23 protein-coding genes are annotated in these 23,018 nt (G+C 56.9%); 21 read left to right on the top strand and 2 right to left on the bottom strand.

Annotated elements, in window-relative coordinates; translation table 11 throughout:
* Nucleotides 1–33 precede the first annotated feature (33 nt).
* The gene (locus JHC09_RS01125; protein WP_349236492.1) at nucleotides 34–708 is read left to right on the top strand and encodes a putative N-acetylmannosamine-6-phosphate 2-epimerase; all 675 of its coding nucleotides are present in this window, start codon (nucleotides 34–36) and stop codon (nucleotides 706–708) included.
* Nucleotides 705–1,562 (top strand): ROK family protein, encoded by an 858-nt coding sequence (locus tag JHC09_RS01120; RefSeq protein ID WP_199530480.1) that lies wholly within the window; start codon nucleotides 705–707, stop codon nucleotides 1,560–1,562. The genes JHC09_RS01125 and JHC09_RS01120 overlap by 4 nt, the downstream gene beginning before the upstream one ends.
* 17 nt (nucleotides 1,563–1,579) lie before the next feature.
* On the opposite strand, the gene JHC09_RS01115 is transcribed toward JHC09_RS01120, so the two are convergent.
* Together JHC09_RS01115 and JHC09_RS01110 are read right to left on the bottom strand one after the other, a co-directional pair.
* A complete protein-coding gene (locus JHC09_RS01115) occupies nucleotides 1,580–2,182 on the bottom strand; it encodes a YigZ family protein (protein ID WP_199530479.1) in 603 nt (200 codons plus the stop codon).
* A gap of 68 nt (nucleotides 2,183–2,250) precedes the next feature.
* On the bottom strand, nucleotides 2,251–2,463 hold the full coding sequence (locus JHC09_RS01110; RefSeq protein WP_199530478.1) for a hypothetical protein: 213 nt from the start codon (nucleotides 2,461–2,463) through the stop codon (nucleotides 2,251–2,253).
* Nucleotides 2,464–3,150: 687 nt separating this feature from the next.
* Here JHC09_RS01110 and JHC09_RS01105 point away from each other — a divergent pair.
* From JHC09_RS01105 to JHC09_RS01015, 19 genes are all read left to right on the top strand, one after another.
* Nucleotides 3,151–3,699 carry a porin family protein gene (locus JHC09_RS01105; RefSeq protein ID WP_199530477.1) on the top strand — a complete coding sequence of 183 codons (549 nt, stop codon included), beginning with the start codon at nucleotides 3,151–3,153 and terminating at the stop codon, nucleotides 3,697–3,699.
* A 318-nt stretch (nucleotides 3,700–4,017) separates the two neighbouring features.
* Nucleotides 4,018–4,602, top strand: a complete 585-nt coding sequence (locus JHC09_RS01100) for an outer membrane beta-barrel protein (protein ID WP_169193980.1) — start codon at nucleotides 4,018–4,020, stop codon at nucleotides 4,600–4,602.
* A gap of 490 nt (nucleotides 4,603–5,092) precedes the next feature.
* Nucleotides 5,093–5,458 carry an NADH-quinone oxidoreductase subunit A gene (locus tag JHC09_RS01095; RefSeq protein WP_169193979.1) on the top strand — a complete coding sequence of 122 codons (366 nt, stop codon included), beginning with the start codon at nucleotides 5,093–5,095 and terminating at the stop codon, nucleotides 5,456–5,458.
* Nucleotides 5,449–6,030 carry an NADH-quinone oxidoreductase subunit B gene (locus JHC09_RS01090; protein WP_169193978.1) on the top strand — a complete coding sequence of 194 codons (582 nt, stop codon included), beginning with the start codon at nucleotides 5,449–5,451 and terminating at the stop codon, nucleotides 6,028–6,030. Before JHC09_RS01095 ends, JHC09_RS01090 begins: the two co-directional genes overlap by 10 nt.
* A gap of 10 nt (nucleotides 6,031–6,040) precedes the next feature.
* Nucleotides 6,041–6,676 carry an NADH-quinone oxidoreductase subunit C gene (locus JHC09_RS01085; protein WP_199530476.1) on the top strand — a complete coding sequence of 212 codons (636 nt, stop codon included), beginning with the start codon at nucleotides 6,041–6,043 and terminating at the stop codon, nucleotides 6,674–6,676.
* Nucleotides 6,676–7,866: an NADH-quinone oxidoreductase subunit D gene (locus tag JHC09_RS01080; protein WP_199530475.1), complete on the top strand. Its 1,191-nt coding sequence runs from the start codon at nucleotides 6,676–6,678 to the stop codon at nucleotides 7,864–7,866. Before JHC09_RS01085 ends, JHC09_RS01080 begins: the two co-directional genes overlap by 1 nt.
* Nucleotides 7,866–9,131 carry an NADH-quinone oxidoreductase subunit NuoE gene (gene nuoE / locus JHC09_RS01075; protein ID WP_199530474.1) on the top strand — a complete coding sequence of 422 codons (1,266 nt, stop codon included), beginning with the start codon at nucleotides 7,866–7,868 and terminating at the stop codon, nucleotides 9,129–9,131. The genes JHC09_RS01080 and nuoE overlap by 1 nt, the downstream gene beginning before the upstream one ends.
* Nucleotides 9,131–9,349, top strand: coding sequence for a hypothetical protein (locus JHC09_RS01070; RefSeq protein ID WP_199530473.1), 219 nt, complete (start codon nucleotides 9,131–9,133; stop codon nucleotides 9,347–9,349). The genes nuoE and JHC09_RS01070 overlap by 1 nt, the downstream gene beginning before the upstream one ends.
* The gene (gene nuoF / locus JHC09_RS01065; RefSeq protein WP_199530472.1) at nucleotides 9,339–10,646 is read left to right on the top strand and encodes an NADH-quinone oxidoreductase subunit NuoF; all 1,308 of its coding nucleotides are present in this window, start codon (nucleotides 9,339–9,341) and stop codon (nucleotides 10,644–10,646) included. The genes JHC09_RS01070 and nuoF overlap by 11 nt, the downstream gene beginning before the upstream one ends.
* A gap of 4 nt (nucleotides 10,647–10,650) precedes the next feature.
* Nucleotides 10,651–12,750 (top strand): NADH-quinone oxidoreductase subunit NuoG, encoded by a 2,100-nt coding sequence (nuoG, locus tag JHC09_RS01060; protein ID WP_169193972.1) that lies wholly within the window; start codon nucleotides 10,651–10,653, stop codon nucleotides 12,748–12,750.
* Nucleotides 12,751–12,759: 9 nt separating this feature from the next.
* Nucleotides 12,760–13,857, top strand: a complete 1,098-nt coding sequence (gene nuoH / locus JHC09_RS01055) for an NADH-quinone oxidoreductase subunit NuoH (RefSeq protein WP_199530471.1) — start codon at nucleotides 12,760–12,762, stop codon at nucleotides 13,855–13,857.
* A complete protein-coding gene (gene nuoI / locus JHC09_RS01050; protein WP_199530470.1) occupies nucleotides 13,857–14,345 on the top strand; it encodes an NADH-quinone oxidoreductase subunit NuoI in 489 nt (162 codons plus the stop codon). The genes nuoH and nuoI overlap by 1 nt, the downstream gene beginning before the upstream one ends.
* A gap of 11 nt (nucleotides 14,346–14,356) precedes the next feature.
* Nucleotides 14,357–14,965 carry an NADH-quinone oxidoreductase subunit J gene (locus tag JHC09_RS01045; protein WP_199530469.1) on the top strand — a complete coding sequence of 203 codons (609 nt, stop codon included), beginning with the start codon at nucleotides 14,357–14,359 and terminating at the stop codon, nucleotides 14,963–14,965.
* A gap of 15 nt (nucleotides 14,966–14,980) precedes the next feature.
* Entirely contained in the window at nucleotides 14,981–15,289 is a 309-nt protein-coding gene (nuoK, locus tag JHC09_RS01040; protein ID WP_199530744.1) for an NADH-quinone oxidoreductase subunit NuoK, read from the top strand.
* An 11-nt stretch (nucleotides 15,290–15,300) separates the two neighbouring features.
* Nucleotides 15,301–17,349: an NADH-quinone oxidoreductase subunit L gene (nuoL, locus tag JHC09_RS01035; protein WP_199530468.1), complete on the top strand. Its 2,049-nt coding sequence runs from the start codon at nucleotides 15,301–15,303 to the stop codon at nucleotides 17,347–17,349.
* Entirely contained in the window at nucleotides 17,349–18,923 is a 1,575-nt protein-coding gene (locus JHC09_RS01030; RefSeq protein WP_199530467.1) for an NADH-quinone oxidoreductase subunit M, read from the top strand. Before nuoL ends, JHC09_RS01030 begins: the two co-directional genes overlap by 1 nt.
* Before the next feature lie 9 nt (nucleotides 18,924–18,932).
* On the top strand, nucleotides 18,933–20,378 hold the full coding sequence (gene nuoN, locus JHC09_RS01025) for an NADH-quinone oxidoreductase subunit NuoN (RefSeq protein ID WP_199530466.1): 1,446 nt from the start codon (nucleotides 18,933–18,935) through the stop codon (nucleotides 20,376–20,378).
* On the top strand, nucleotides 20,379–21,200 hold the full coding sequence (locus tag JHC09_RS01020; protein ID WP_199530465.1) for a biotin--[acetyl-CoA-carboxylase] ligase: 822 nt from the start codon (nucleotides 20,379–20,381) through the stop codon (nucleotides 21,198–21,200).
* Nucleotides 21,201–21,275: 75 nt separating this feature from the next.
* Complete coding sequence (locus JHC09_RS01015) at nucleotides 21,276–22,949, top strand: ribonuclease J (RefSeq protein ID WP_169193965.1); 1,674 nt, start codon at nucleotides 21,276–21,278, stop codon at nucleotides 22,947–22,949.
* Nucleotides 22,950–23,018: the final 69 nt, after the last annotated feature.

Here is a 23,018-nt window from a genome sequence, read left to right as displayed (position 1 = left end):
TGCCGCCGGTACTCTCGTTTAAAGGACTAGATCGTGGACATTTTGAGCCGCATCCGTGGGGGCCTGGTGGCCTCGTGTCAGCCAGTAGATGACGGTCCGATGGATCGCCCAGAGATTGTTGCGGCCATGGCGCAGGCCTGTGTCGCCGGTGGCGCTGTTGCTCTTCGCATTGAAGGTGTCGACAATCTCAAGGCGACCCGCCCGCTGGTCAATGTCCCGATCATTGCCATTGTAAAATCTGATCTCGACGACAGCCCTGTTCGCATTACCGTGCGTGTTTCGGAAGCTATCGCTTTGGCAGAAGCCGGTGCCGACATAATAGCCTATGACGCGACTGACCGCGCCCGTCCTGACAGCAAGGAAGCAGTGCTGGCTGCTATTCTCGGAGCCGGGAAAATTGCGATGGCAGACAGTTCGACTCTTGCTGATGGCAAGCTAGCGCTCGCTGGTGGTGCGCAGATTTTGGGCACGACCATGTCCGGCTACACCGAGGCAACAGCCGGGAATAACGATGGACCGGATTTCCGGCTTATCCGCGACTTCAAAGCCTTAGGTGCATTTGTTATGGCTGAAGGCCGCCTTAATTCACCTGACTTGGCCGCAGCAGCCATGCAATCTGGTGCAGACGCGGTTACCGTTGGTAGTGCCTTGACGCGTCTCGAACATGTTACCTCTTGGTTCGCTGACGCCATTCGGAGCGCAAAATGAGCCTAAGCGGCTTCGCGGTTGATCTGGGCGGCACTAAGATCGCAGCCGCGCGCATTGAAGACGGTCGCGTGGCCGTAAAAGTGCAGGATATGACAGATCCCGCTGCGGGGCTGGACGCTCAAATAGATAAGATGGCGCACCTCCTGAGAGGCATCGGTCACTCGGACGGTCAGCCTGTTGGTGTCGCTGTCGCAGGGCGAGTTGATCACCAAGGCAATTGGCATGCGGTTAATACCAAAACTCTCAGTGCAATCACAGCGGCGCCGTTGGGCGCGTTGCTCGTCGAGCGCTTTGGCCACAAAAGCTGCGCAATAAATGATGCGGCGGCGGCGGCTGTTGCTGAAGCGAAGCTGGGGGCTGGGCAGGGGGCGTACAACTTTGCTTACATCACCGTCTCTACGGGCGTTGGTGGTGGCCTTGTCCTCGGTGGGAAGCTTGTCGAAAGCTCTAACGGCCTTGCCGGCCATGTCGGTTTCGTCTCGTCGCCCTATGGGTCAGCGCGCTGCGGTTCTGGACGTGTAGGCACTGTTGAGAGCATTGCCGGTGGCAAGGCCTTAGCCGCTGCGGCTGGGCTCGCAGATGCGAAAGCGGTTTTTGAAAGTGGCGAGCATGAAGGCGTTATCGCGCTCGCCGCTGCTAGCGTCGGCACACTAATAACGGATCTCACTTCCATATTGGGATTGGACCGCGTTGCCATCGGCGGAAGCATCGGCTTGGCACGAGGATTTCTCGATCGTGTGAAAAGTCAGGTTGCCTCTGAGCCGGAACTGTTCCGCACCGAGATTTGTGCTGCTGCACTAGGGCACGACAGTGGGCTGCTCGGAGCATTGATGCATTGCCAGGACAAGTCGTGAGCAGTTGGCTCTACGGGTCAGTTTTCGTCCTGCGCAAAGACTAAGGCGCGGCCGCGGGTACTGTTGATGGCGTAAGCCCGCAGTTCCTCGGCGGCGTCACGAGCCACAGCAATTGTCAGGTTCGCACCTGTCGCGGTGAAGTCTTGTGCCGAAATGCTGGCATGGCGAAACGTAGGGATGCGCGCTTGAAGGAGCGCTACATCCTCAAATGGCACCGTAATCTTGATGGTGCTCATCGCGATCAACTGTGCTTTCTCGGCGTTTCGCAAGCATTGGGTGGCGGTTCCGCCATAAGCTCTGATCAGTCCGCCACTGCCGAGGAGTACGCCTCCAAACCATCGCGACACGTTGACGACGACGCCATCTAAATTCTGGCCGTCGATAGCCTGCAGTATCGGCTTTCCTGCTGTGCCACTCGGTTCGCCGTCATCACTGAAGCGATAGGCTTGGCCGAGGCGCCATGCCCAACAATTATGCCCCGCATCAGTTGCGGCACTCTCCGTGAGAAATTGCTTCGCGTCTGCCTCTGATGCAATGGGAGCAGCCAGGGCGATGAAGCAGCTCTTCTTAATGTCCTGCCGAAATGTTGCAGTGTTGATGAGCGTGAAACGGTCCGTCATTTACCACCGGTACCATTCCTTGCTCAGGTGCGGAAATAGCATAGCGCTTTCCGTTCACAGGCGCTGATTTACGTTTTGCCAGCGAGTTCACGTTGGCGGTGAATGAATTTGATGGCTGTGGAATAGCGATTGTGCAGCTTTCGGTAGTTGACCAAAATGCCTTCGCTCACTTGCGCGTTTTCGAGCTGAACGTAGATCGTTTTGAATTCCTGCTCGATCTCGTGAGCATCCTCAAGCAAGCTTTGAATTTGTTTCTCAGTTAGTCGTACGACAGTCGCCATTGTTCGCCTCCATTGAATGGAAAAATGGGCGGGGCCGTTGTCGGTTCCAACGAGGGCGAGAGCGCAGAGGCTATTCAGGCAGCACGAAGCTCAAGCCAATCGATCCTTGCGCCTGCCAAATCACGCGACACGGTTCAAGTCGATGTGAGAAGAGTAAATAGCAGTCAGCGGCGACCTTGGTTTCTTCATCCAGGCGAACTCGAGCACCACCGGATGACTGCTCAATAATCGTCCCGGCTGCGCGCAGAAGCCCGTCACCCCAGACGAGCGTCGCTGGCAATCGCACTCTATCTCGTTCTTGGTCGCGCCGGTCGTTTTTCATGGACGACTGATTTGGGCCGAGTCGGCGAACGAGAAGCTAACGCAGTGACTAAAATTGTATCTTTATCGCTCTATCCACAGTGTCGAGTTCTGCTAAAGCGATGTTAAATATGAGAAATTACGCTCTTGTGTAAATCTTGCGCCGTTGATTGAGGATACCGATTGCATTCTAAGTAATTGGAACCGAACGCGCGCCAGTTCGTTTTTCGACGGCAGGCACCTCCCTCCCTGCGACCTCCAGTAGTCCCCGGTTCATGCACACAAGGCCGGGGACTTTTTTGTCTTGAGGGCATGGAGCCGATTTGGAACTCCGCCATCGCTGCTGAGTTAGAGGTATAGCAAGGCCCGCAACGCAGGGGGTGCCAGATGAAATCGCAAATTCGAATTCTCATTCTGATACTGGGCGCGGTGTCGAACACTGGCTTGGCTGGTGCTTCTGAGCCTATTGCGGTGCCCATATCCAGCTCTGCTTCTTTGCCTATCTACGACGAAGCCGACTTTGATTGGTCTGGACTCTACGCCGGGATCAGTGCCAGCCCCGCGCTCGGTGATGACGGTGGAGCGTTAACGCTGGGTGCGCAGCTTGGCATTCAAACCCAGTTCGACTTCTACTTAGTTGGAGCGGAAGTGGCCGTCCGTGGGCTTCCTGGCACCACAGGTCATGACGCTATGGTGTATGGTGAGATTCTTGGTAGGGCGGGGGTTGTCGCGACTGATAGCCTACTCGTGTACACAGCAGCCGGGTACGGGCTGGATTTGGGACCTCAGCCAAGCCAGCAAGTCCTATTAGGCGGCGGGCTCGAAATTCCGATTTCGGACTCGGTTTCCTTGGGTGCGCAATATCTCCATGGTGTCCCGATCTCCGGTGGGGAGCCCACGAATCTGATCACTTTTGGCGCAAATTGGCATTTTTGATCAGAGTGATAACGAATCTTAAATGAATGCGCGCAGCGGCGTGCCTTCGAATGTTGCAAACAGGGCGGAAATGTGTCACTACTGTGATCTGCCGCCCTATTGTGCTGCGCCATCTGGCTGCAAGGCGTGTGGATGGACGCAAACGCTAGGATTTGTCTCAAATTGGAGCGAATCCGTAGTTTCTTTGCAACACCATGGGCCAATTGGTCATGGATTCTTAGCCTCGCTGGCTAAAATGCGCTTTGACGCACTTGTATCTTCCCTCTGCCTGAGTCATTTACAGGGCGACTACGGTTAACTCTATTGGGAGTGCAAGATATGTTTGTACGTTCTCTGGCTATCGGCGTTTCGGCCGCAGCTCTTATGGTTGGTGGCGCTCAGGCAGCTGACCTCATCATCCCAACCACCCCACAGCCAATCATCGAAACCTCTTCGGGTTTTGATTGGGAAGGTATCTATGCTGGTGCTCGCGTTGGCGGCCAGTGGGTTGGTACTCAGCAGTACGGTAACGCAGGTCGTATCGACACCACCAATGGTGTTCTCGGCGTTGCAGCTGGCGTGAACTTCATTCCAATGGACCCAGTTCTGGTTGGTCTTGAAGTGACCGGCGACTGGCTCTGGAACGACTCGTACTCGTCCGGTGAATTCTTCGCTAACCTCCGCGTTGGTGCTGTCGTAACCGACAACGCACTCGTATACGCAATCGGTGGCGTTGGCTTCCAGGCTCGTGAAGGCGTTGACAATGCTGGTATCTACCAGCTCGGCGCTGGCGTTGAATTCGCTGTAACCGACGCAGTAACCGTTCGCGGTGAAATCGTTGGTCAGGGCGCATTCGACAAGAACGGTTCGGACGACTTCTTCCGTGCGACCAAGGCAACCGTTGGTGCCTTCTACCACTTCTAAGCCAAGATAACGTATCGGGGCGCTTCTCGCGCTCCGATGCTTTACTTGCACCCAATTCGGCGGACCGCTCACGCGGTTCGCCGTTTTGTTTTTGGGGTGCCCTACACTAACGAGCGGTGCGTAAAACGCTCGGGAGAAAATTGGTCCATGTGATCGATTCTCTTCGGCGTGGATTTCGGCCTGTCGTTGCCCGTTTAGGGGCTGAACGGTGCTCGGCTAGTGCAATAAAATGCACTCGGTCGGGAGAGATTTGCCCGTCAATGCGACAACTTGCACTGGCTAATGCCAGAGAAACTGCACAAATTTCCAGTATTCGATAGTAGACCTATTACATGATTGTTCAAGTCATGTTTTCTTTCCCTTGAAACAGGATGGGGGAAGGTCTAATCGGTTTCGCATCACCGGCGTGTCGGTACACTCGCCCCAATTGCGATGCTACCCGCATGCCTAACGGCCGCCCTGGCCGGAACACAGTTTTTAGGCTGCTCGCATGACTGATTTGCTCAGCGATTATTTGCCCATTGTTATCTTCATCGCCTTGTCGGGCCTTATCGGCGCGGCATTGCTGATTGCGCCATTCTTGATCGCCGTTAAACGTCCTGACCCTGAAAAGGTGTCGGCTTTCGAAGCGGGCTTTGAGGCGTTTAGCGACGCGCGCATGAAGGTGGATGTGCGTTTTTATCTGGTCGCGATTCTGTTCATCATTTTTGACCTAGAAGTCGCCTTCCTCTTCCCTTGGGCTGTAGCCTTCCGGGATGTCGGTTGGTTCGGTTTCTGGTCGATGATGGTTTTCCTCGCGGTGCTGACCATCGGCTTTATTTATGAATGGAGTAAGGGAGCTCTCGAATGGGATTGAGCCACGCAGATACCACGCTGGTTACGCCCCGTCCGACAGGTGCTCTGGACCCGGCGACGGGCAGGGCAGTTGGTGCTGACGATCCGTTCTTTGTCGGCGTGAACAACGAGCTGGCCGACAAGGGCTTCCTTGTGACCACTGTCTCTCAATTGATCACTTGGGCGCGCACTGGTTCGCTGATGTGGATGCAGACAGGGCTGGCTTGTTGCGCTGTCGAGATGATGCAGATGTCCATGCCGCGCTATGACGTGGAGCGCTTCGGTACGGCACCCCGTGCGTCGCCGCGCCAGTCGGACGTTCTGATCGTCGCCGGTACGCTGACGAACAAAATGGCGCCCGCTCTGCGCAAGGTCTATGACCAGATGCCCGAGCCGCGCTACGTCATTTCCATGGGCAGTTGCGCCAATGGCGGCGGCTACTACCACTATTCCTATTCGGTCGTTCGCGGTTGCGATCGCATTCTGCCCGTAGACGTCTACGTTCCAGGCTGCCCGCCCACTGCTGAAGCGCTGCTCTACGGCATTCTTCTTTTGCAAAAGAAGATCCGCAGAGACGGCACGATTGAAAGATAAGGGCAGGGTCATGGACGAAACTGAAATTTTGGACACTGCCGTCGTTGTGGACCCGCAAGTCGCACTGGGGGAATATATCGCCGCATCTCTGGGAGACGCAGTGATTGGCTTTGATGTCGCTTTCGGGGATCTGACGGTTTCCATAGCGAAGGATGCCGTTGTAGATGTCGCGCGGTTTCTGCGCGATGACGCAAAATGTCGCTTCATCTCTTTTGTGGATGTCTGCGGCGCGGACTATCCAGAACGCGAACAGCGGTTCGACGTGGTTTACCACTTGCTGAGTCCGCACGTTAATCAGCGTATCCGGTTCAAGCTGCAGACGGACGAGAACAGCCTCGTGCCGTCGATTTGTGACGTGTTCGCCGGCGCGAACTGGTTCGAGCGCGAGGTTTATGACCTCTACGGCGTTTTGTTCTCAGATCACCCCGATTTGCGTCGCATCCTCACCGACTACGGTTTTGACGGCAATCCGCTGCGCAAGGACTTCCCGCTCACCGGCTTTGTAGAAGTTCGCTATGACGAAGAGCGTCGTCGCGTTGTCTATGAGCCGGTTAAGCTCGCGCAGGAATTTCGTGCGTTTGATTACCTGTCACCATGGGAAGGCACGGACTACGTGCTGCCCGGCGACGAAAAGGCGAAGAACTGATGAGCGAAGTAGACGTTCGCAACTTCACGCTAAACTTCGGCCCTGTGCACCCTTCGGCGCACGGTGTGCTGCGTATGATCTTGGAGCTCGACGGTGAAATCGTTGAGCGCGTTGATCCCCATATCGGCCTGCTGCACCGCGGCACTGAAAAGCTAATCGAGCACAAGACCTATCTGCAGGGCCTGCCGTATTTTGATCGCCTCGACTATGTGGCGCCGATGAACCAAGAGCACGCCTATGTGCTGGCGGTTGAGCGCATGCTCGGCATCGCAGTGCCACGCCGTGGCCAGCTTATTCGTGTCCTGTTTGCCGAAATCGGCCGCTTGCTCGCCCATTTGATGAACGTGACCACGCAGGCCATGGACATCGGTGCGCTCACGCCTCCTGTTTGGGGGTTTGAACAGCGCGAAAAGCTGATGATTTTTTATGAGCGCGCATCGGGCGCTCGTATGCACGCCGCCTACTTCCGTCCCGGTGGTGTGCATCAGGATCTCCCGCAGGCTCTGGTCGATGATATCGGCCAATTCTGCAAGGATTTCATCCAGCCACTCGAAGACATTGACCGCCTTCTCACCAACAACCGCATCTTTAAACAGCGTAACGTCGATATCGGTGTTGTCCCGCTCGACGAAGCTTGGGGTCGTGGGTTCTCAGGCGTGATGGTTCGTGGTTCGGGCGCGGCCTGGGATTTGCGCAAGGCTCAGCCATACGACGCCTATGCCGAAATGGATTTCGACATCCCAACTGGCCAGAACGGGGACTGCTATGATCGCTATCTCGTCCGTATGGAAGAGATGCGCCAGTCGACCCGCATCATGGAACAATGCGTTGCCAAGCTGAACGCGCCAGACGGGAAGGGGCCAGTGGCCTCCACGGACGGCAAGGTCGTTCCGCCCAAGCGCGGTGAGATGAAGCAATCGATGGAAGCGCTCATCCATCACTTCAAGCTCTACACCGAAGGGTTCAAAGTACCTGCCGGTGAAATCTATGCCGCCGTCGAAGCGCCCAAGGGCGAGTTCGGCGTTTATATGGTGTCTGATGGCACCAACAAACCCTATCGTTGTCACATTCGTGCGCCGGGCTTTGCCCATCTAAGCGCCATGGATTACCTGTGCCGTCACCACATGCTGGCTGACGTTACGGCAATTCTCGGATCGATCGACGTTGTGTTCGGAGAGGTTGATCGCTGATGTCGGTGCGTCGCCTTGCGGAAGAGTCGGTACAGCCGGCAAGTTTCGCCTTTACTGCAGAAAATCAGGTCTGGGCTGAAAAGCGCATTGGCCTTTATCCCGCGGGACGCCAGCAATCAGCGGTGATCCCTCTGTTGATGCGTGCCCAGGAACAGGATGGCTGGGTCACTCGCGCCACGATCGAAAAGATCGCGGAAATGCTCGGCATGCCCTATATCCGGGTGCTCGAAGTCGCCACCTTCTATACTCAGTTCCAGCTGCAGCCTGTGGGCACACGTGCTCATATTCAGGTCTGTGGCACCACGCCTTGCATGCTGCGCGGCGCAGAAGGACTGATCGAAGTTTGTAAGAACAAGATCCACCACGAACCGCACCACCTCAACGAAGACGGCACGCTGTCTTGGGAAGAAGTGGAATGCGCTGGCGCGTGTGTGAACGCACCAATGGTTGCGATCTTCCAAGATACCTACGAGGATCTGACGCCGGAACGCCTCGAAGAAATCATCGACGCTTTCCATGCTGGTCGTGCTGACACGATCAAGCCAGGCACCCAGATCGATCGTCTGAACGCTGCGCCTGCTTCAGGATTGGTTGTTCTCACTGAGGAGCCAACTGCCAAGCGCGAAAAGTTCGTGCCACCTCTGGCTCCAGACGCTCCAGCAGCCGCGCCCGCCGCTGGTGCCGCGCCGCAAGCGCCGACTACGGCCGCGCAGCCCAAGAACATCGCGCCTGAAGCGGCGCCTGCGCTCAAGGGTACGCCTGTTGAGGCCAAGGTTTCGACCGCTCAGGCCGAAAAGGACCGTAAGGATGCTTCTGCCTCAGCAGGGGCAGACGGCAAGCCGAACACGGCAATGCGTGAAGGCGCCACCGGCGCTGAATCGTCAGCAGGCAAGGTCGACGGCGGCAAAGGCGTTGGAAGCGACAACGAGCCTGCTGTGGTTGCAGCCTCCGCTAACCCCAAAGAAGTCACTCCGAATGCTGAGAAGGGCGGCGTGATGCCACTCTTTGTGGCTCCCTCGGGCGCTGCGGATGATCTCAAGCTTATCTCCGGTGTCGGCCCCGTCATCGAAAGCAAGCTCAACGCGCTTGGCGTGACCCGTTATGATCAGGTTGCCGCTTTCAGCGACGAGGATTTTGCCAAGGTTGAAGCTGCACTGTCCTTCCCCGGCCGTGCCCAGCGCGACAATTGGAAAGGTCAGGCTGAGGCTTTGGCCAAGGGCGGGATTGAAGAATATCGGCGTGTCTTCGGGAAGGATCCCCGTTGATGGCTGATGGCAATGTTGACCTAAGCAAGCTGACCATGGTCGAAATCCTCCTTCTGGTGGCATTCGCGATTATGGGGACGGCTATAGTCTCAGGTCTGGGGATCGTCGCAGGCATTCAGCTCGATGGGCTGGTTGCTGCGGTGATTGGGGCGGTCATCGGTATGACCGCCTGGTGGTTTTATGTAGTGAAGCGGAAAGCTGATCATCATGCTCGCTGACAAGGATCGCATTTTCACCAACCTCTACGGACGGCACGACTGGCGTCTGGAAGGCGCGCGGAAACGTGGCGCTTGGGTTGGCACTAAAGAATTTATCGACTCCGGGCGTGACTGGATCACCAATGAAGTGAAGGCCTCTGGCCTCCGCGGCCGTGGTGGTGCAGGCTTCCCGACGGCACTCAAATGGACTTTCATGCCAAAGGTCAATGACGGTCGTCCGCATTATCTGCTGGTGAACGCCGACGAATCTGAACCGGGCACATGTAAGGACCGCGAAATCCTGCGCCACGATCCGCACCACCTGATTGAAGGGTGTTTGTTGGCCGCGCGCGCCATGGATGCGCACCTCGCGTTTATCTACGTTCGCGGCGAATTCATCCGTGAACGTCAAAACCTAGAGCATGCTGTCCAAGAGGCCTATGACGCCAAGCTGATCGGCAAGGACAATATCCACGGTTGGGACTTGGATATCATCGTCCACCACGGCGCTGGTGCCTACATCTGCGGCGAAGAAACCGCATTGATGGAAAGCCTAGAGGGCAAGAAGGGGCAGCCACGCCTCAAGCCGCCATTCCCAGCGGGTATGGGTGTCTATGGCAATCCGACCACGGTCAACAACGTCGAATCCATCTCCGTTGTGCCGGAAATTCTCCGTCGTTCTGGCGGGTGGTTCGCCAATATCGGCCGCGCCAATAACACTGGCACCAAGCTCTTCATGGTTTCGGGTCACGTCAACAATCCCTGTACCTTTGAAGAAGCCTTGGGTGAAAACTTCAAGGACATCATCGAAAAGCACTGCGGCGGTATCCGCGGCGGCTGGGATAATTTCCTTGCAGTGATCCCGGGCGGTGCCTCGTGTCCGATCGTGCGGGCCGAAAACATGATGGACACCATCATGGACTTCGACGGTCTTCGTGAGAAGAAGTCGAGCTTCGGAACCGGCGGCATGATCATCATGGATAAGTCGACCGATGTGGTGAAAGCCATCTGGCGCATTTCGGCTTTCTTCAAGCACGAAAGCTGCGGCCAGTGCACGCCATGCCGCGAAGGCACAGGTTGGATGATGCGCGTTCTTGGCCGAATGGTTGAGGGCCGTGCACAAAAGCGCGAAATCGACATGCTGTTTGAAGTCACCAAGCAAATCGAAGGGCACACAATCTGTGCGCTCGGCGACGCTGCGGCCTGGCCTGTTCAGGGCTTGATCCGCAACTTCCGTGACGTCATCGAAGCGCGCATCGATCAATATACCTGGTCCTCGACCAGCGACGGCGCTGTGCCGTCGATTGCCGCGGAGTAAGCCGATGGCTCAGATCAAAGTCGACGGTACTCTCGTCGAAGTTCCTGACTACTTCACACTCATGCAAGCCGCTGAGGCAGCAGGCGCGGAAATCCCACGCTTCTGCTTCCACGAACGTTTGTCTGTGGCCGGCAATTGCCGCATGTGTCTGGTCGAAGTTAAGGGTGGCCCGCCAAAGCCACAGGCCTCTTGCGCCATGGCGGTCAAGGACTTGCGTCCAGGCCCCAATGGTGAACCACCGGAAATGTTCACCAACACGCCGATGGTCAAAAAGGCCCGCGAAGGCGTGATGGAATTCCTTCTGATCAACCACCCGCTAGATTGTCCGATTTGCGATCAGGGCGGCGAGTGCGATCTGCAGGATCAGGCCATGGCCTATGGTGTCTCTGGTTCGCGCTTCTTTGAGAACAAGCGCGCAGTCGAAGACAAGTACATGGGCCCGCTGATCAACACAGTGATGAACCGCTGCATTCACTGCACGCGCTGCGTTCGCTTCACCACAGAAGTGGCGGGCATTTCTGAACTCGGCCTCATCGGTCGTGGCGAAGACGCAGAAATCACTCCGTATCTGGAACGTGCACTAACCAGCGAAATGCAGGGCAATGTCATCGACCTTTGTCCTGTTGGTGCGCTCACCTCCAAGCCCTACGCTTTCCATGCGCGTCCTTGGGAACTGAACAAGACCGAGTCCATCGACGTGATGGACGCTGTCGGCTCGGCCATTCGCGTCGACTCTCGTGGTCGCGAAGTGATGCGCATTCTTCCGCGCATCAACGAAGCGATCAACGAGGAATGGATTTCGGACAAGACCCGTTTCATCTGGGATGGCCTCAAGAGCCAACGCCTTGATCGACCTTATGTCCGCAAGAACGGCAAGCTCCAGCCCACAAGCTGGGACGAAGCGCTGTCGGCAGTTGCTGGCAAGATCAAAAAGGCCGGTAACAAGGTCGGTGCGATTGCGGGGGATCTCGCAGCGGTCGAAGAAATGTATGCCCTCAAGGGCCTGCTAGCTTCCATCGGCTCTGGCATGACCGACGTTCGTCCGGCCATGTCCGGCATTGATCCGTCCATGCCGCGCTCAGCCTATATCTTCAACCCGACCATTGCCGGGATCGAAGAGGCCGACGCTATTCTGATCATTGGCGCCAACCCGCGCCATGAAGCAGCTGTTCTGAATTCGCGTATTCGCAAGACCTGGCGCGCCAAGGGTCTGCCAATTGCCGTCATCGGTGATCAGCCAGACCTGAACTATGATTACACCTATCTCGGTGCTGGTTTTGAGACCTTAGCCGACCTCGCATCCGGTAACGGTGCGTTTGCCAATACCCTGGCTTCTGCCCAGCGTCCGCTTATTATTGTTGGCGAAGGTGCAGTGTCGAACGCTGAAGGTGGCAAACAAATCGGTCGCGATGTCATCGCACTAGCCGCCAAGTTGGCGACTGGCGCGAACGTCGCCGAAGGCTGGAATGGCTTTGCGCTTCTGCACAATGCGGCAAGCCGCGTTGGTGGTCTCGACATCGGCTTCGTGCCGCATGACGGCGGCGTTTGCTCGGCTGACCAGATCGCTCTGGCGGGCAAGGGCGAACTCGATGTCCTCTTCCTGCTGGGTGCAGACGAATACGACACTTCCGCCATGGGTAAGGCATTCGTGGTCTACATCGGCTCGCATGGTGACAAGGGGGCCCATCGCGCCGACGTCATTCTGCCGGGTGCGACCTATACCGAAAAGTCGGGTACTTATGTGAATACAGAAGGGCGCGTGCAGGTCACCACCCGTGCAGTGTTCCCGCCCGGCGATGCGAAGGAAGATTGGGCCATTATCCGTGCGCTCTCGGGCGCCATCGGGCAGGCTCTGCCGTATAATTCGCTGACCCAGCTGCGCGCGGCGATCTATGCTGAATTCCCGCATCTGGCCAAGATTGACCAGATCACTCCGGGCTCGGTGAAAGATGTCGCCAAGCTCGCCAAGGCCACTAAGACCAAGTCGGCACCGCTTTCGAGCATCAAGACCGACTTCTACCTCAGCAATCCGATCGCACGGTCCTCCGCCGTCATGGGCGAATGCGCGGCGATGGCTGCTGGCCTGCGTCAGGCAGCGGAGTAGGGGAGCACAATGGACTTTATTCTTTCGGCCCTCGATTACCTGCTTGGCATCCCCGTCCTCGGATGGGGTGTGCACATCGGTTTCGTCTACAAGGCTCTTCTGCTTCTCGTTGGTCTGCTGCTCTTCACTGCGTTCATCCTGTTGGGTGACCGTAAGGTCTGGGCTGCGGTGCAGCTGCGCCGTGGTCCCAACGTTGTTGGTCCCTTCGGTCTCTTCCAATCCTTTGCGGACTTGCTCAAGTTTGCGTTCAAGGAAGCCATTATTCCGGCGGGCGCAGACAAGGTACTGTTCATCGCCGCGCCCCTGATCACCGCCACTCTGGCTCTCGCGGGTTGGGCCGTTGTCCCCGTCGCTGACGGCTGGGCCATGGCCGACATCAACATCGGGATCCTGTACCTCCTCGGTATTTCCTCCCTTGGTGTTTATGGCGTGATCATTGGTGGTTGGGCGTCCAACTCCAAATATCCATTCCTCGGTGCACTGCGTTCTGCAGCGCAGATGGTGTCCTACGAAGTCTCCATCGGCCTCGTTATCATCACCGTTCTGCTGTGCGTGGGCTCGCTCAATCTCAACGACATCGTGCAGGCGCAATCCGAGATGGGGATCGCCCATGCTCTAGGCGTGCCGTGGCTCTCGTTCCTGAATTGGTTCTGGATCCCGCTCTTCCCGATGTTCGTTGTGTTCTACATCTCGGCTCTGGCAGAAACCAACCGGCCGCCTTTCGATCTGGCCGAAGGTGAATCCGAACTCGTTGCCGGTTTTATGACCGAGTATTCCTCCACCCCGTACCTGCTGTTCATGTTGGGCGAATACATTTCGATCCTTCTGATGTGCGCCATGACCACCATCCTCTTCATGGGTGGCTGGGCATCACCGATCGATTTGCCGCCGTTCACCTGGATTCCGGGTGTGGTGTGGTTCTTCCTCAAAGTGTCCTTTGTCTTCTTCTTCTTCGCCATGGCTAAGTCGATTGTGCCTCGTTACCGCTATGACCAGCTGATGCGTATCGGTTGGAAGCTGTTCCTGCCGTTGTCCCTGATCATGGTTGTCATCGTTGCATTCGTCCTTCAGCTCACGGGCTGGGGCTGGCACGGGGGAGCTGTCTAATGCGCGCCTCACAGATCCTGAATACGCTCCTGCTGAAAGAGTTCGTGTCGGCCTTCTTCTTGGCCATGCGTTACTTCTTCTCGCCGAAGCCAACCATCAACTACCCGTTTGAAAAGGGTGCTGTGTCGCCGCGTTTCCGTGGGGAGCATGCTCTGCGCCGTTACCCCAATGGGGAAGAACGCTGCATCGCCTGCAAGTTGTGTGAAGCGATTTGCCCGGCACAGGCCATTACCATCGAGGCGGGTCCCCGCCAGAACGACGGTACACGCCGTACCGTTCGCTACGACATCGACATGGTGAAATGCATCTACTGCGGCTTCTGTCAGGAAGCTTGCCCGGTGGATGCGATCGTCGAAGGCCCGAACTTCGAATTTGCAACTGAAACGCGCGAAGAGCTCTACTTTGACAAGGCAAAGCTCCTAGCCAACGGCGATCGTTGGGAGCGTGAAATCGCGGCCAATATCTCCGCTGACGCGCCTTATCGCTGAGAGGGAAGAGCATGACACTTCCACTGTTCTTCTTTTACCTGTTTGCGGCGGTGACCATCGCCTCCGCATTCATGGTTATCTCTGCCCGCAACCCAGTCCACGCGGTGCTGTTCCTCATTCTGGCATTCGTCAACGCTGCTGGCCTGTTCATGCTGGCCGGGGCCGAGTTCCTCGCGATGATCTTGATCGTCGTCTATGTTGGCGCGGTCGCGGTGCTCTTCCTCTTCGTCGTCATGATGATCGACGTCGACTTCGCAAAGATGCGTCAGGGCATGCTGCAATATGCTCCGATTGGCGTGGTCGTCGGCGTGGTTCTGCTGCTCGAGCTGTTCTTGGTAGCCGGTAGCGCATTCATCGCGCCTGAGGCTGGCGCCGCTGGTGCACTGCCAATCAATGACGCGATCGATAATACCCGCGCCATCGGGCAGGTCCTCTACACGCGTTATGTCTTCCTCTTCATGGGCGCAGCCGCAGTACTGCTGGTCGCTATGATCGGCGCAATCGTGCTGACCCTGCGTCACCGTCCGGGCGTCAAACGACAGAACACGGCAGCGCAGCTCGCTCGTGATCCGAAGGTGGCGCTGAAGATAAACAAGATCAAAAGTGGTCAGGGACTTTAGGGGGTTACTATGGGCTTGGGTATCGGGCTCGGTCATTTCCTGACCGTTGCAGCCATTCTCTTCACACTCGGCGTGTTCGGAATTTTTCTGAACCGCCGCAATATCATCACCATCCTGATGTCGGTCGAATTGATCCTTCTGGCGGTGAACTTGAACTTGGTGGCGTTCAGCGCGCACCTCAATGACCTACAAGGTCAGATTTTCGCGCTCATGATCCTGACGGTTGCTGCAGCTGAATCTGCAATCGGCCTGGCAATCATCGTCATCTTCTTCCGTAATCGCGGCACTGTTGCTGTCGAAGACGCCAACTTGATGAAGGGCTAAGAGCACCCGCTATGATCATTCAAGCGATTGTTTTTCTGCCCCTTATCGGGGCGCTGATAGCCGGGTTGCTCGGCCGTCAGATTGGCCACCGCGCCAGCGAGTTCTTGACGACGGCGCTGCTGCTCATCGCAGCGGTGCTGAGCTGGATTGTATTCATCCCGGTTGCCTTTGGTGACGGGTTGGTCGGTGCTGTCAGCGACGGTCAGGCGTCTGTCCTCAAGGTTGAGGTGATGCGCTGGATCCAGGTTGGCGAGATGGACCTGCGTTGGACGCTCCGCGTCGATACGCTGACAGCCATCATGCTGGTCGTGGTGAACACCGTGTCGGCACTCGTGCATGTGTACTCGATTGGTTACATGAGTGAAGATCCGCATCGTTCGCGCTTCTTCGCCTACCTTTCGCTGTTCACCTTCGCCATGCTGATGCTGGTCACTGCAGACAACTTCCTGCAGATGTTCTTCGGCTGGGAAGGCGTGGGTCTAGCGTCCTATCTGCTGATCGGGTTCTGGTACACCAAGCCTTCGGCAAATGCCGCTGCGATGAAGGCATTCGTCGTCAACCGCGTTGGTGACTTCGGCTTCGCGTTGGGCATCTTTGGCTCGTTCTTCGTCCTTGGCAGCATTGGTTTTGATGGCGCTTTTGCAGCTGTCGATTCCTTCGCCGAGACCGGCATGCCGACCTTCCAGTTTTTGAGCTGGACCGTCGATGCGATGACCGTCATCTGTCTGCTGCTCTTTGTTGGCGCGATGGGTAAGTCGGCGCAGTTCCTGCTACACACCTGGCTGCCAGACGCGATGGAAGGCCCGACCCCTGTGTCGGCTCTCATTCACGCCGCAACCATGGTGACCGCAGGCGTCTTCATGGTCGCGCGCCTGTCGCCGATGTTTGAAACCTCGCCATTCGCTCTGACGGTGATTATCGTTGTTGGCGCAATCACCGCCTTCTTTGCGGCGACGGTCGGTCTGGTGCAAAACGACATCAAGCGCGTGATCGCGTATTCGACCTGTTCGCAGCTCGGCTACATGTTCGTTGCGCTTGGGGTAGGGGCCTATTCGGCGGGTGTTTATCACCTCTTCACTCACGCCTTCTTCAAGGCGCTGCTGTTCTTAGGCGCTGGCGCGGTCATTCACGCCATGCACCATGAACAAGACATGCGCTACATGGGTGGCCTGCGTAAGAAGATCCCTGTCACCTATTGGATGATGATGATCGGTACGCTTGCGCTGACCGGTGTCGGTATCCCAGGCACAAGCTTCGGCTTTGCTGGCTTCTTCTCCAAGGATGCCATCATTGAAAGCGCTTATGCCTTTGGTGGCAACGTCGGCTCCTTCGCCTTCTGGATGCTGGTTATCGCAGCGCTGTTCACGAGCTTCTACTCGTGGCGCCTGGTGCACCTAACCTTCCACGGTTCGCCACGCGAAAATCCGCATGCTCATCATGATGATCATGCCCATGAAGATCACCACGCCCATCATGGCTCGGCCTATGACAACGCCCATGAAGCGCCAACAGTTATGCTGGTTCCGCTCTATGTGCTGGCTGTTGGTGCGGTGCTTGCAGGCTTTGTGTTCTACGGCATGTTCTTCCACGACGTGGAGCATATCCAGCACTTCTTCGCTGGCTCGATCTATGTCGATGAGCAGATCATTGACGATGCCCACCACGTTCCGACTTGGGTCAAGTGGAGCGCGACCATCGCTATGATCACCGGCTTCGTCGCCGCATGGTACATGTATATCAAGCGTCCCGATATGCCGGGCCGTGTGGCTTCGACCAATCCGGGTCTCTACAAGTTCCTCTTGAACAAGTGGTACTTTGACGAGCTCTATAACTTCATCTTCGTGCGTCCGGCGCTTTGGATCGGTAACTCGGTCTGGAAGGGCTTTGATGATTGGCTGATTGACAACAAGCTCACCGAGGGCCTCGGCCGTCGCGTGAACAACGTCACCAGCTGGGTCGTCAAACTTCAGTCCGGCTATCTCTATCACTATGCATTCGCGATGCTGATTGGTGTTGCCTTGCTGCTGACCTGGGCCATTACGGCCGGGGGGCTCCTCTGATGACCTTTGCCAATTCTATTCTAACGATACTGACTTGGCTGCCAGCCTTGGGTGCAGGCCTGCTACTCCTGACGCCGAAAACGTCAGTAGTTGCCATCCGCTGGATCGCGCTGGCTGTTACGCTGGTGGTTTTTGCTGGCTCGCTTGCGCTCTGGCAGAGCTTTGATGTGTCGAACCCTGGTTTCCAGTTCGTGGTCAACACCCCATGGATTGGTGACAGCATTGGCTACCGCGTTGGCGTCGATGGCATATCGGTGCTGTTCGTGGTGCTGACTGCGCTGATCATGCCTTTCGCCATTCTGGCGAGCTGGGAAGTTGATACGCGCGTCAAAGAATACATGATGGTCTTCCTTGTGCTGGAAACGCTGATGATCGGCGTTTTCACCACGCTCGATCTGGCCATGTTCTATGTCTTCTTCGAAGGCACGCTCCTGCCGATGTTCCTGATTATCGGGATTTGGGGTGGGTCAGCGCGCATTCAGGCTGCGTACAAGTTCTTCTTCTACACCTTCGTCGGCTCAGTCTTCATGCTGGTCGCGATGATGGCCATGTATTGGGATGCGGGCACGACCGACATCATGGTTCTGCTGAACCACGGTTTCCCATCGGAAATGCAACCTTGGCTCTGGGTCGCATTCTTTGCGTCGCTGGCTGTCAAAATGCCAATGTGGCCGTTCCACCGCTGGTTGCCAGAAGCCCACGTGCAGGCACCAACAGCTGGCTCGGTCATTCTAGCGGCCATCCTATTGAAGCTTGGCGGTTACGGTTTCCTTCGTTTCTCGCTGCCAATGTTCCCGGAAGCATCAGCTCAGTTTGCGGACTTCGTCTTCATCCTGTCGGTAGCGGCGATCATCCTGACCTCGCTGGTGGCGTTGGTTCAGACTGACATTAAAAAGCTGATCGCCTACTCGTCGGTCGCGCACATGGGCTTCGTCACCATGGGCATTTTCGCTGGCAACGCCTTGGGCGTGCAGGGCGCAATGTTCCAGATGATCTCCCACGGCTTCGTCTCGGCAGCGCTCTTCCTCTGCGTTGGCGTCATTTACGACCGTATGCACACCCGCGATATCACCGCTTACGGTGGCCTCGTGGAGCGCATGCCGCGCTATGCCTTCGCCTTCATGGTCTTCACCATGGCCAACGTTGGCCTGCCTGGGACTTCCGGCTTCGTGGGTGAATTCCTCACCATGGTCGGCGTCTTCCAGGTCAACACTTGGGTAGCCTTCGGCGCTGCGACCGGCGTGATCTTCTCTGCCGCCTACGGTCTGTGGCTCTATCGCCGCGTGATCTTTGGTGCGCTGACCAAGGACAGCCTGAAGGGCATTTTGGACCTCAACCTGCGTGAAAAGATCATCCTTTATCCGATGATCGTTCTCACCTTGGTCTTCGGTTTCTACCCAGCCCCAATTCTCGACACGACCGCTGCGGCCGTGGACAAACTTGTGGCGCAGTACTCGACTGCCGTGGGCCGTGATGTGGCCGTGGATCAAGCCGATGCCCGCGTCACTCTAGACTATGTTGCACCCGCAGACGGTGCCGCTGAGCCGGCTGCTGCCGCGCCAGCATCGCACTAGGAGACGAACGTGAACTCAGACATTACCGATTTCGCGAGCCTTGCTCCTGCCTACCCCGAGATGATCATCTCGGTCGGCGTGCTGGTGCTGCTGCTCCTCGGCGTATTCGTCAATAAGGAGCGCTCGGCGCTCGTGTCTTGGTCGGCAATTATCTTGCTGGCCGGGACTGCCTTGTTTGCCGCCTTGCAGCCAGCTGATGGCATTGTCTTCAACGGCTTGTTCATGGCGGATAGCTTTGGCCGCTTCATGAAGGTTCTTGTGCTTGGCGCATCCGCACTCGCTCTGGTGCTGGCTGTGCCGAATGCCGAAGAAAACGGCGTGCACAAATACGAGTATTCAATCCTCGCAGTGCTCTCGACCTTGGGCATGATGATCATGGTTTCGACCAATGATCTGATGAGCCTCTATATCGGTCTCGAGCTGCAATCGCTGTCCATCTATGTGATGGCCGCTATCAAGCGCGATGATCCGCGGGCGTCGGAAGCCGGCTTGAAGTATTTTGTGCTCGGTGCACTCTCTTCAGGCATGCTGCTCTATGGTGCGTCGCTGGTTTATGGCTTCACCGGCCATACCAATTTGCAGGAAATCGTCACCGCGATTGCAACCGAAGGTCGCTCCGTCGGTCTGATTTTCGGCGTGGTCTTCTTGCTCGCCGGTGTTGCCTTCAAGATCTCCGCCGTACCGTTCCACATGTGGACGCCAGACGTTTACGAAGGCGCGCCAACGCCTGTGACGGCCTTCATGGCTATGGCGCCAAAGGTTGCGGCGATGTCCCTGATGATCCGTTTGGTCATCGAGACGTTCTCGCCAATCGCTGGTGACTGGCAGCAGATCGTCATCTTCCTGTCGATCGCTTCCATGGTCTTGGCCGCATTCGCCGCCATCGGCCAAAAGTCGCTCAAGCGCCTGATTGCTTTCTCCTCGATCGGCCACGTGGGTTTTGCCCTCGTTGGTCTGTCGTCGGGCACGCAGGTTGGCGTTGAGGGCGTCGCCATCTACATGGCCATCTATGTGCTGATGTCTGTGGGACTCTTTGCCTGCATCCTGTCGCTGCGGACCGATAAGGGTTATGTCGAAACCATCGAAGACCTCGCTGGTGCGGCGCAAACCCGTCCCTACGTGGCCGGTGTGATGCTGGTGATCATGTTCTCGCTGATTGGACTTCCACCGCTCGCAGGGTTCTTTGCCAAGTGGCATGTGTTCCTCGCCGCAGTTGAAGCAGGGTTCTTCGTTCTGGCTGTTGTGGGCGTTCTCGCCTCGGCGGTTAGCGCTTATTATTACCTGCGCGTGGTCAAAACGATGTACTTTGATGAACCCAAGCACCAGTTCACAGCTGTGCCCGCTGAACTCAACATTATTTTGGGTGTGAGCGCGTTCTTGCTGGTGACCTACTACTTCATCCTCGGCAATCCGCTGACCAATATGGCCCAGAACGCAGCGGGAAGCTTGTTCTAGGTGGCTCAGTTTAATCTGGGTGATAAAGCCCTGTCGGCCGGTTATCGGCTAACGGGCTTTGACACCATCGGGTCCACAAATTCGGAAGCGCTCGCAGCGGCAGCTGCGGGCGATTTCGGTGGACACTGGTTCGCTTCACTACATCAATCCGCAGGACGCGGACGTCGTGGGCGAGAATGGTTCAATCCATCCGGCAACCTTGCCGCTAGCCTGCTCATTATTCCCGATGCTGAACCAGGTCAGATCGCCACACTCGGCTTTGTCGCCGGCGTGGCCATCGCTAGCGCATTGGATGGAATATTGCCTCAGGGTGTTGTGAAGACTGAGAGCCATAGCGAAAATTTTGGGGAGCAAGTCGCGCTGAAATGGCCAAATGATGTGTTGGCTGGCGGCTCCAAACTATGCGGCATTCTTCTGGAGGCGTGTAAAACGCCGTCCGGTCAGACCGCTGTTGTCGTTGGTTGCGGAGTAAATGTTGTCGCGGCACCCCAAGGTGTGCCATACGCTACAGCGTCTCTTGCAGGCTTGGGATATGTCCGTAGCGCCGAAGACGTGCTTGCGGCTCTATCCGATGCTTGGGCAGGGGCTTTTGCAATCTGGGATGATGGTCGCGGTACGGCGGCAGTTCTGGAAAAATGGCGTCAATCTGCTGCTGGAATCGGCGGCCCAATCACTGTCCAACAAGACGGCGCAGTGCGACGTGGAATATTTGAAACCATCGACTCCACAGGTCGATTGATCATGCGCGACGACGACGGCGCGCGGATCACCATCACTGCGGGCGATGTGCATTTTGGGGCAACGGCCAGCGCCCGAAGCTGACCATAACGAGGTGCGAAGCGACCGACGGCCAGAGTTCGTTCGGCGTCACAGCGCTCAATAAAGGAATAAGAACCCATGGCGAAGAACCAACGGGATGAACTCGTATTTGTGCCGCTCGGTGGCGTTGGCGAGATTGGTATGAATATGGCTGCTTATGGCTTCGGCCCTGAGCGCTCCCGGAAGTGGATCGTCGTGGACTGTGGCGTAAGCTTCGGTGGTCCGGAGTTGCCGGGCATTGAGCTGATTATGGCCAACCCAGAATTTCTGGAAGAGAACGCCGACGACGTTCTGGCTCTAATCCTCACCCACAGCCACGAAGATCACTACGGCGCGGTGCTTGATCTGTGGCCCGTCTTTGACAAGCCGGTTTATGCAACACCATTCACAGCGGCCATGCTGGCCGCCAAGCGGGCAGGGGATGGCATTGTCGAAAACGTCGACATCTCCATCATGCGCCCAGGCAAGGCGTTCCAAGTTGGTCCCTTTACCATTGAGCCGATCAACGTAGCGCACTCCATTCCAGAGTCGAACGCACTGCTGATCACCACCCCAGTTGGTCGTGCCCTGCATACCGGTGACTGGAAGCTTGATCCAACCCCAGTACTCTCTGCGCCGACCGACTTTGATCGCCTGCAGTCACTCCGCAACGACAGCGAACTGCCGCTGGCGCTCGTCTGCGACTCGACCAATGCGATGAAGGAAGGCGAAAGCCCCTCCGAGCAGGAAATCGGCGAGAACCTCGAAAAGCTCATTCTCGATGCTCCCCATCGTGTGTGCGTCACCACTTTCGCATCAAACGTAGGGCGGGTGGTTTCGATCGTGCGCGCAGCCCATAAGGCAGGCCGTGAAGTTGTCCTCTCGGGTCGTTCGCTCCACCGCATCATGGGTATTGCCCGTGAACTGGGAATGCTGGAAGGCATTCCGACGTTGCACGATCAGGACATGTATCGCTCGATCCCGCGCGACAAATGCGTTCTCATCTGCACGGGTTCACAGGGCGAGGCGCGCGCCGCTATTGCTCGCATTGCGCGTGGCGATCACCCGGTTATCGACCTCAACGCTGGCGACCGGATGATCTTCTCGTCTTGGGCCATTCCGGGCAATGAGCGCGAAGTCATCGACATTCAGAACCTGCTTATCGATAAGGGCGTGGAACTGATCACCGCCAATGACGCGCTTGTTCACGTTACAGGCCACCCGCGCCGTGGCGAACTCAAGAAGCTCTATTCTTGGGTCAAGCCGGAAGTGCTCGTTCCAGTTCACGGTGAAGCTATGCACTTGGCTGCGCATGCTAAGTTGGGTCGCGCCGAAGGCATTCCCAATGTTTGCGAAGCGCGCAATGGCGATATGGTGCGGCTCTTCCCTGACCCACTTACTATGCCGGCAGAAGTGCGCGTCGGCGAACTGTACCTCGATGGTCTAGTGCTCTGTACCCCTGACGAGTCGGGTGTCAAAGGGCGCCGCCGCTTGTCCTTCGGTGGTATGATCATCGTCAGCATGGCCGTGAACAACAACGGTCAGGTTGTCTCCGGACCCGACATTGTCATCGAAGGCCTGCCGGAAACTGACGAAGAGTCCATTGGCGAACTCGTGCACGACACCGTTCACGGCGTTATCAATTCAATGCCTCCAAAGCGTCGCCGGGATACAGAGATTTTGAACTCGGCCTTGTTCAAGGGTATACGCGGGGAAGTGAACGCGTTCTGGGGCCGTAAGCCAAACGTTTCGATCTTCGTACACCGCGTGTAACTTTATGTCGCTGCCCCGGCTCTGGGGCAGCGATCTGCTTTTGGGGTATGATATCTCCCACTAAGCCTT

This window comes from Devosia sp. MC532 (assembly GCF_016461625.1).
Taxonomy (GTDB): domain Bacteria; phylum Pseudomonadota; class Alphaproteobacteria; order Rhizobiales; family Devosiaceae; genus Devosia.
Note: the sequence above shows the minus strand (reverse complement) of the source record. Positions and strands in the feature narration are given on the sequence as shown.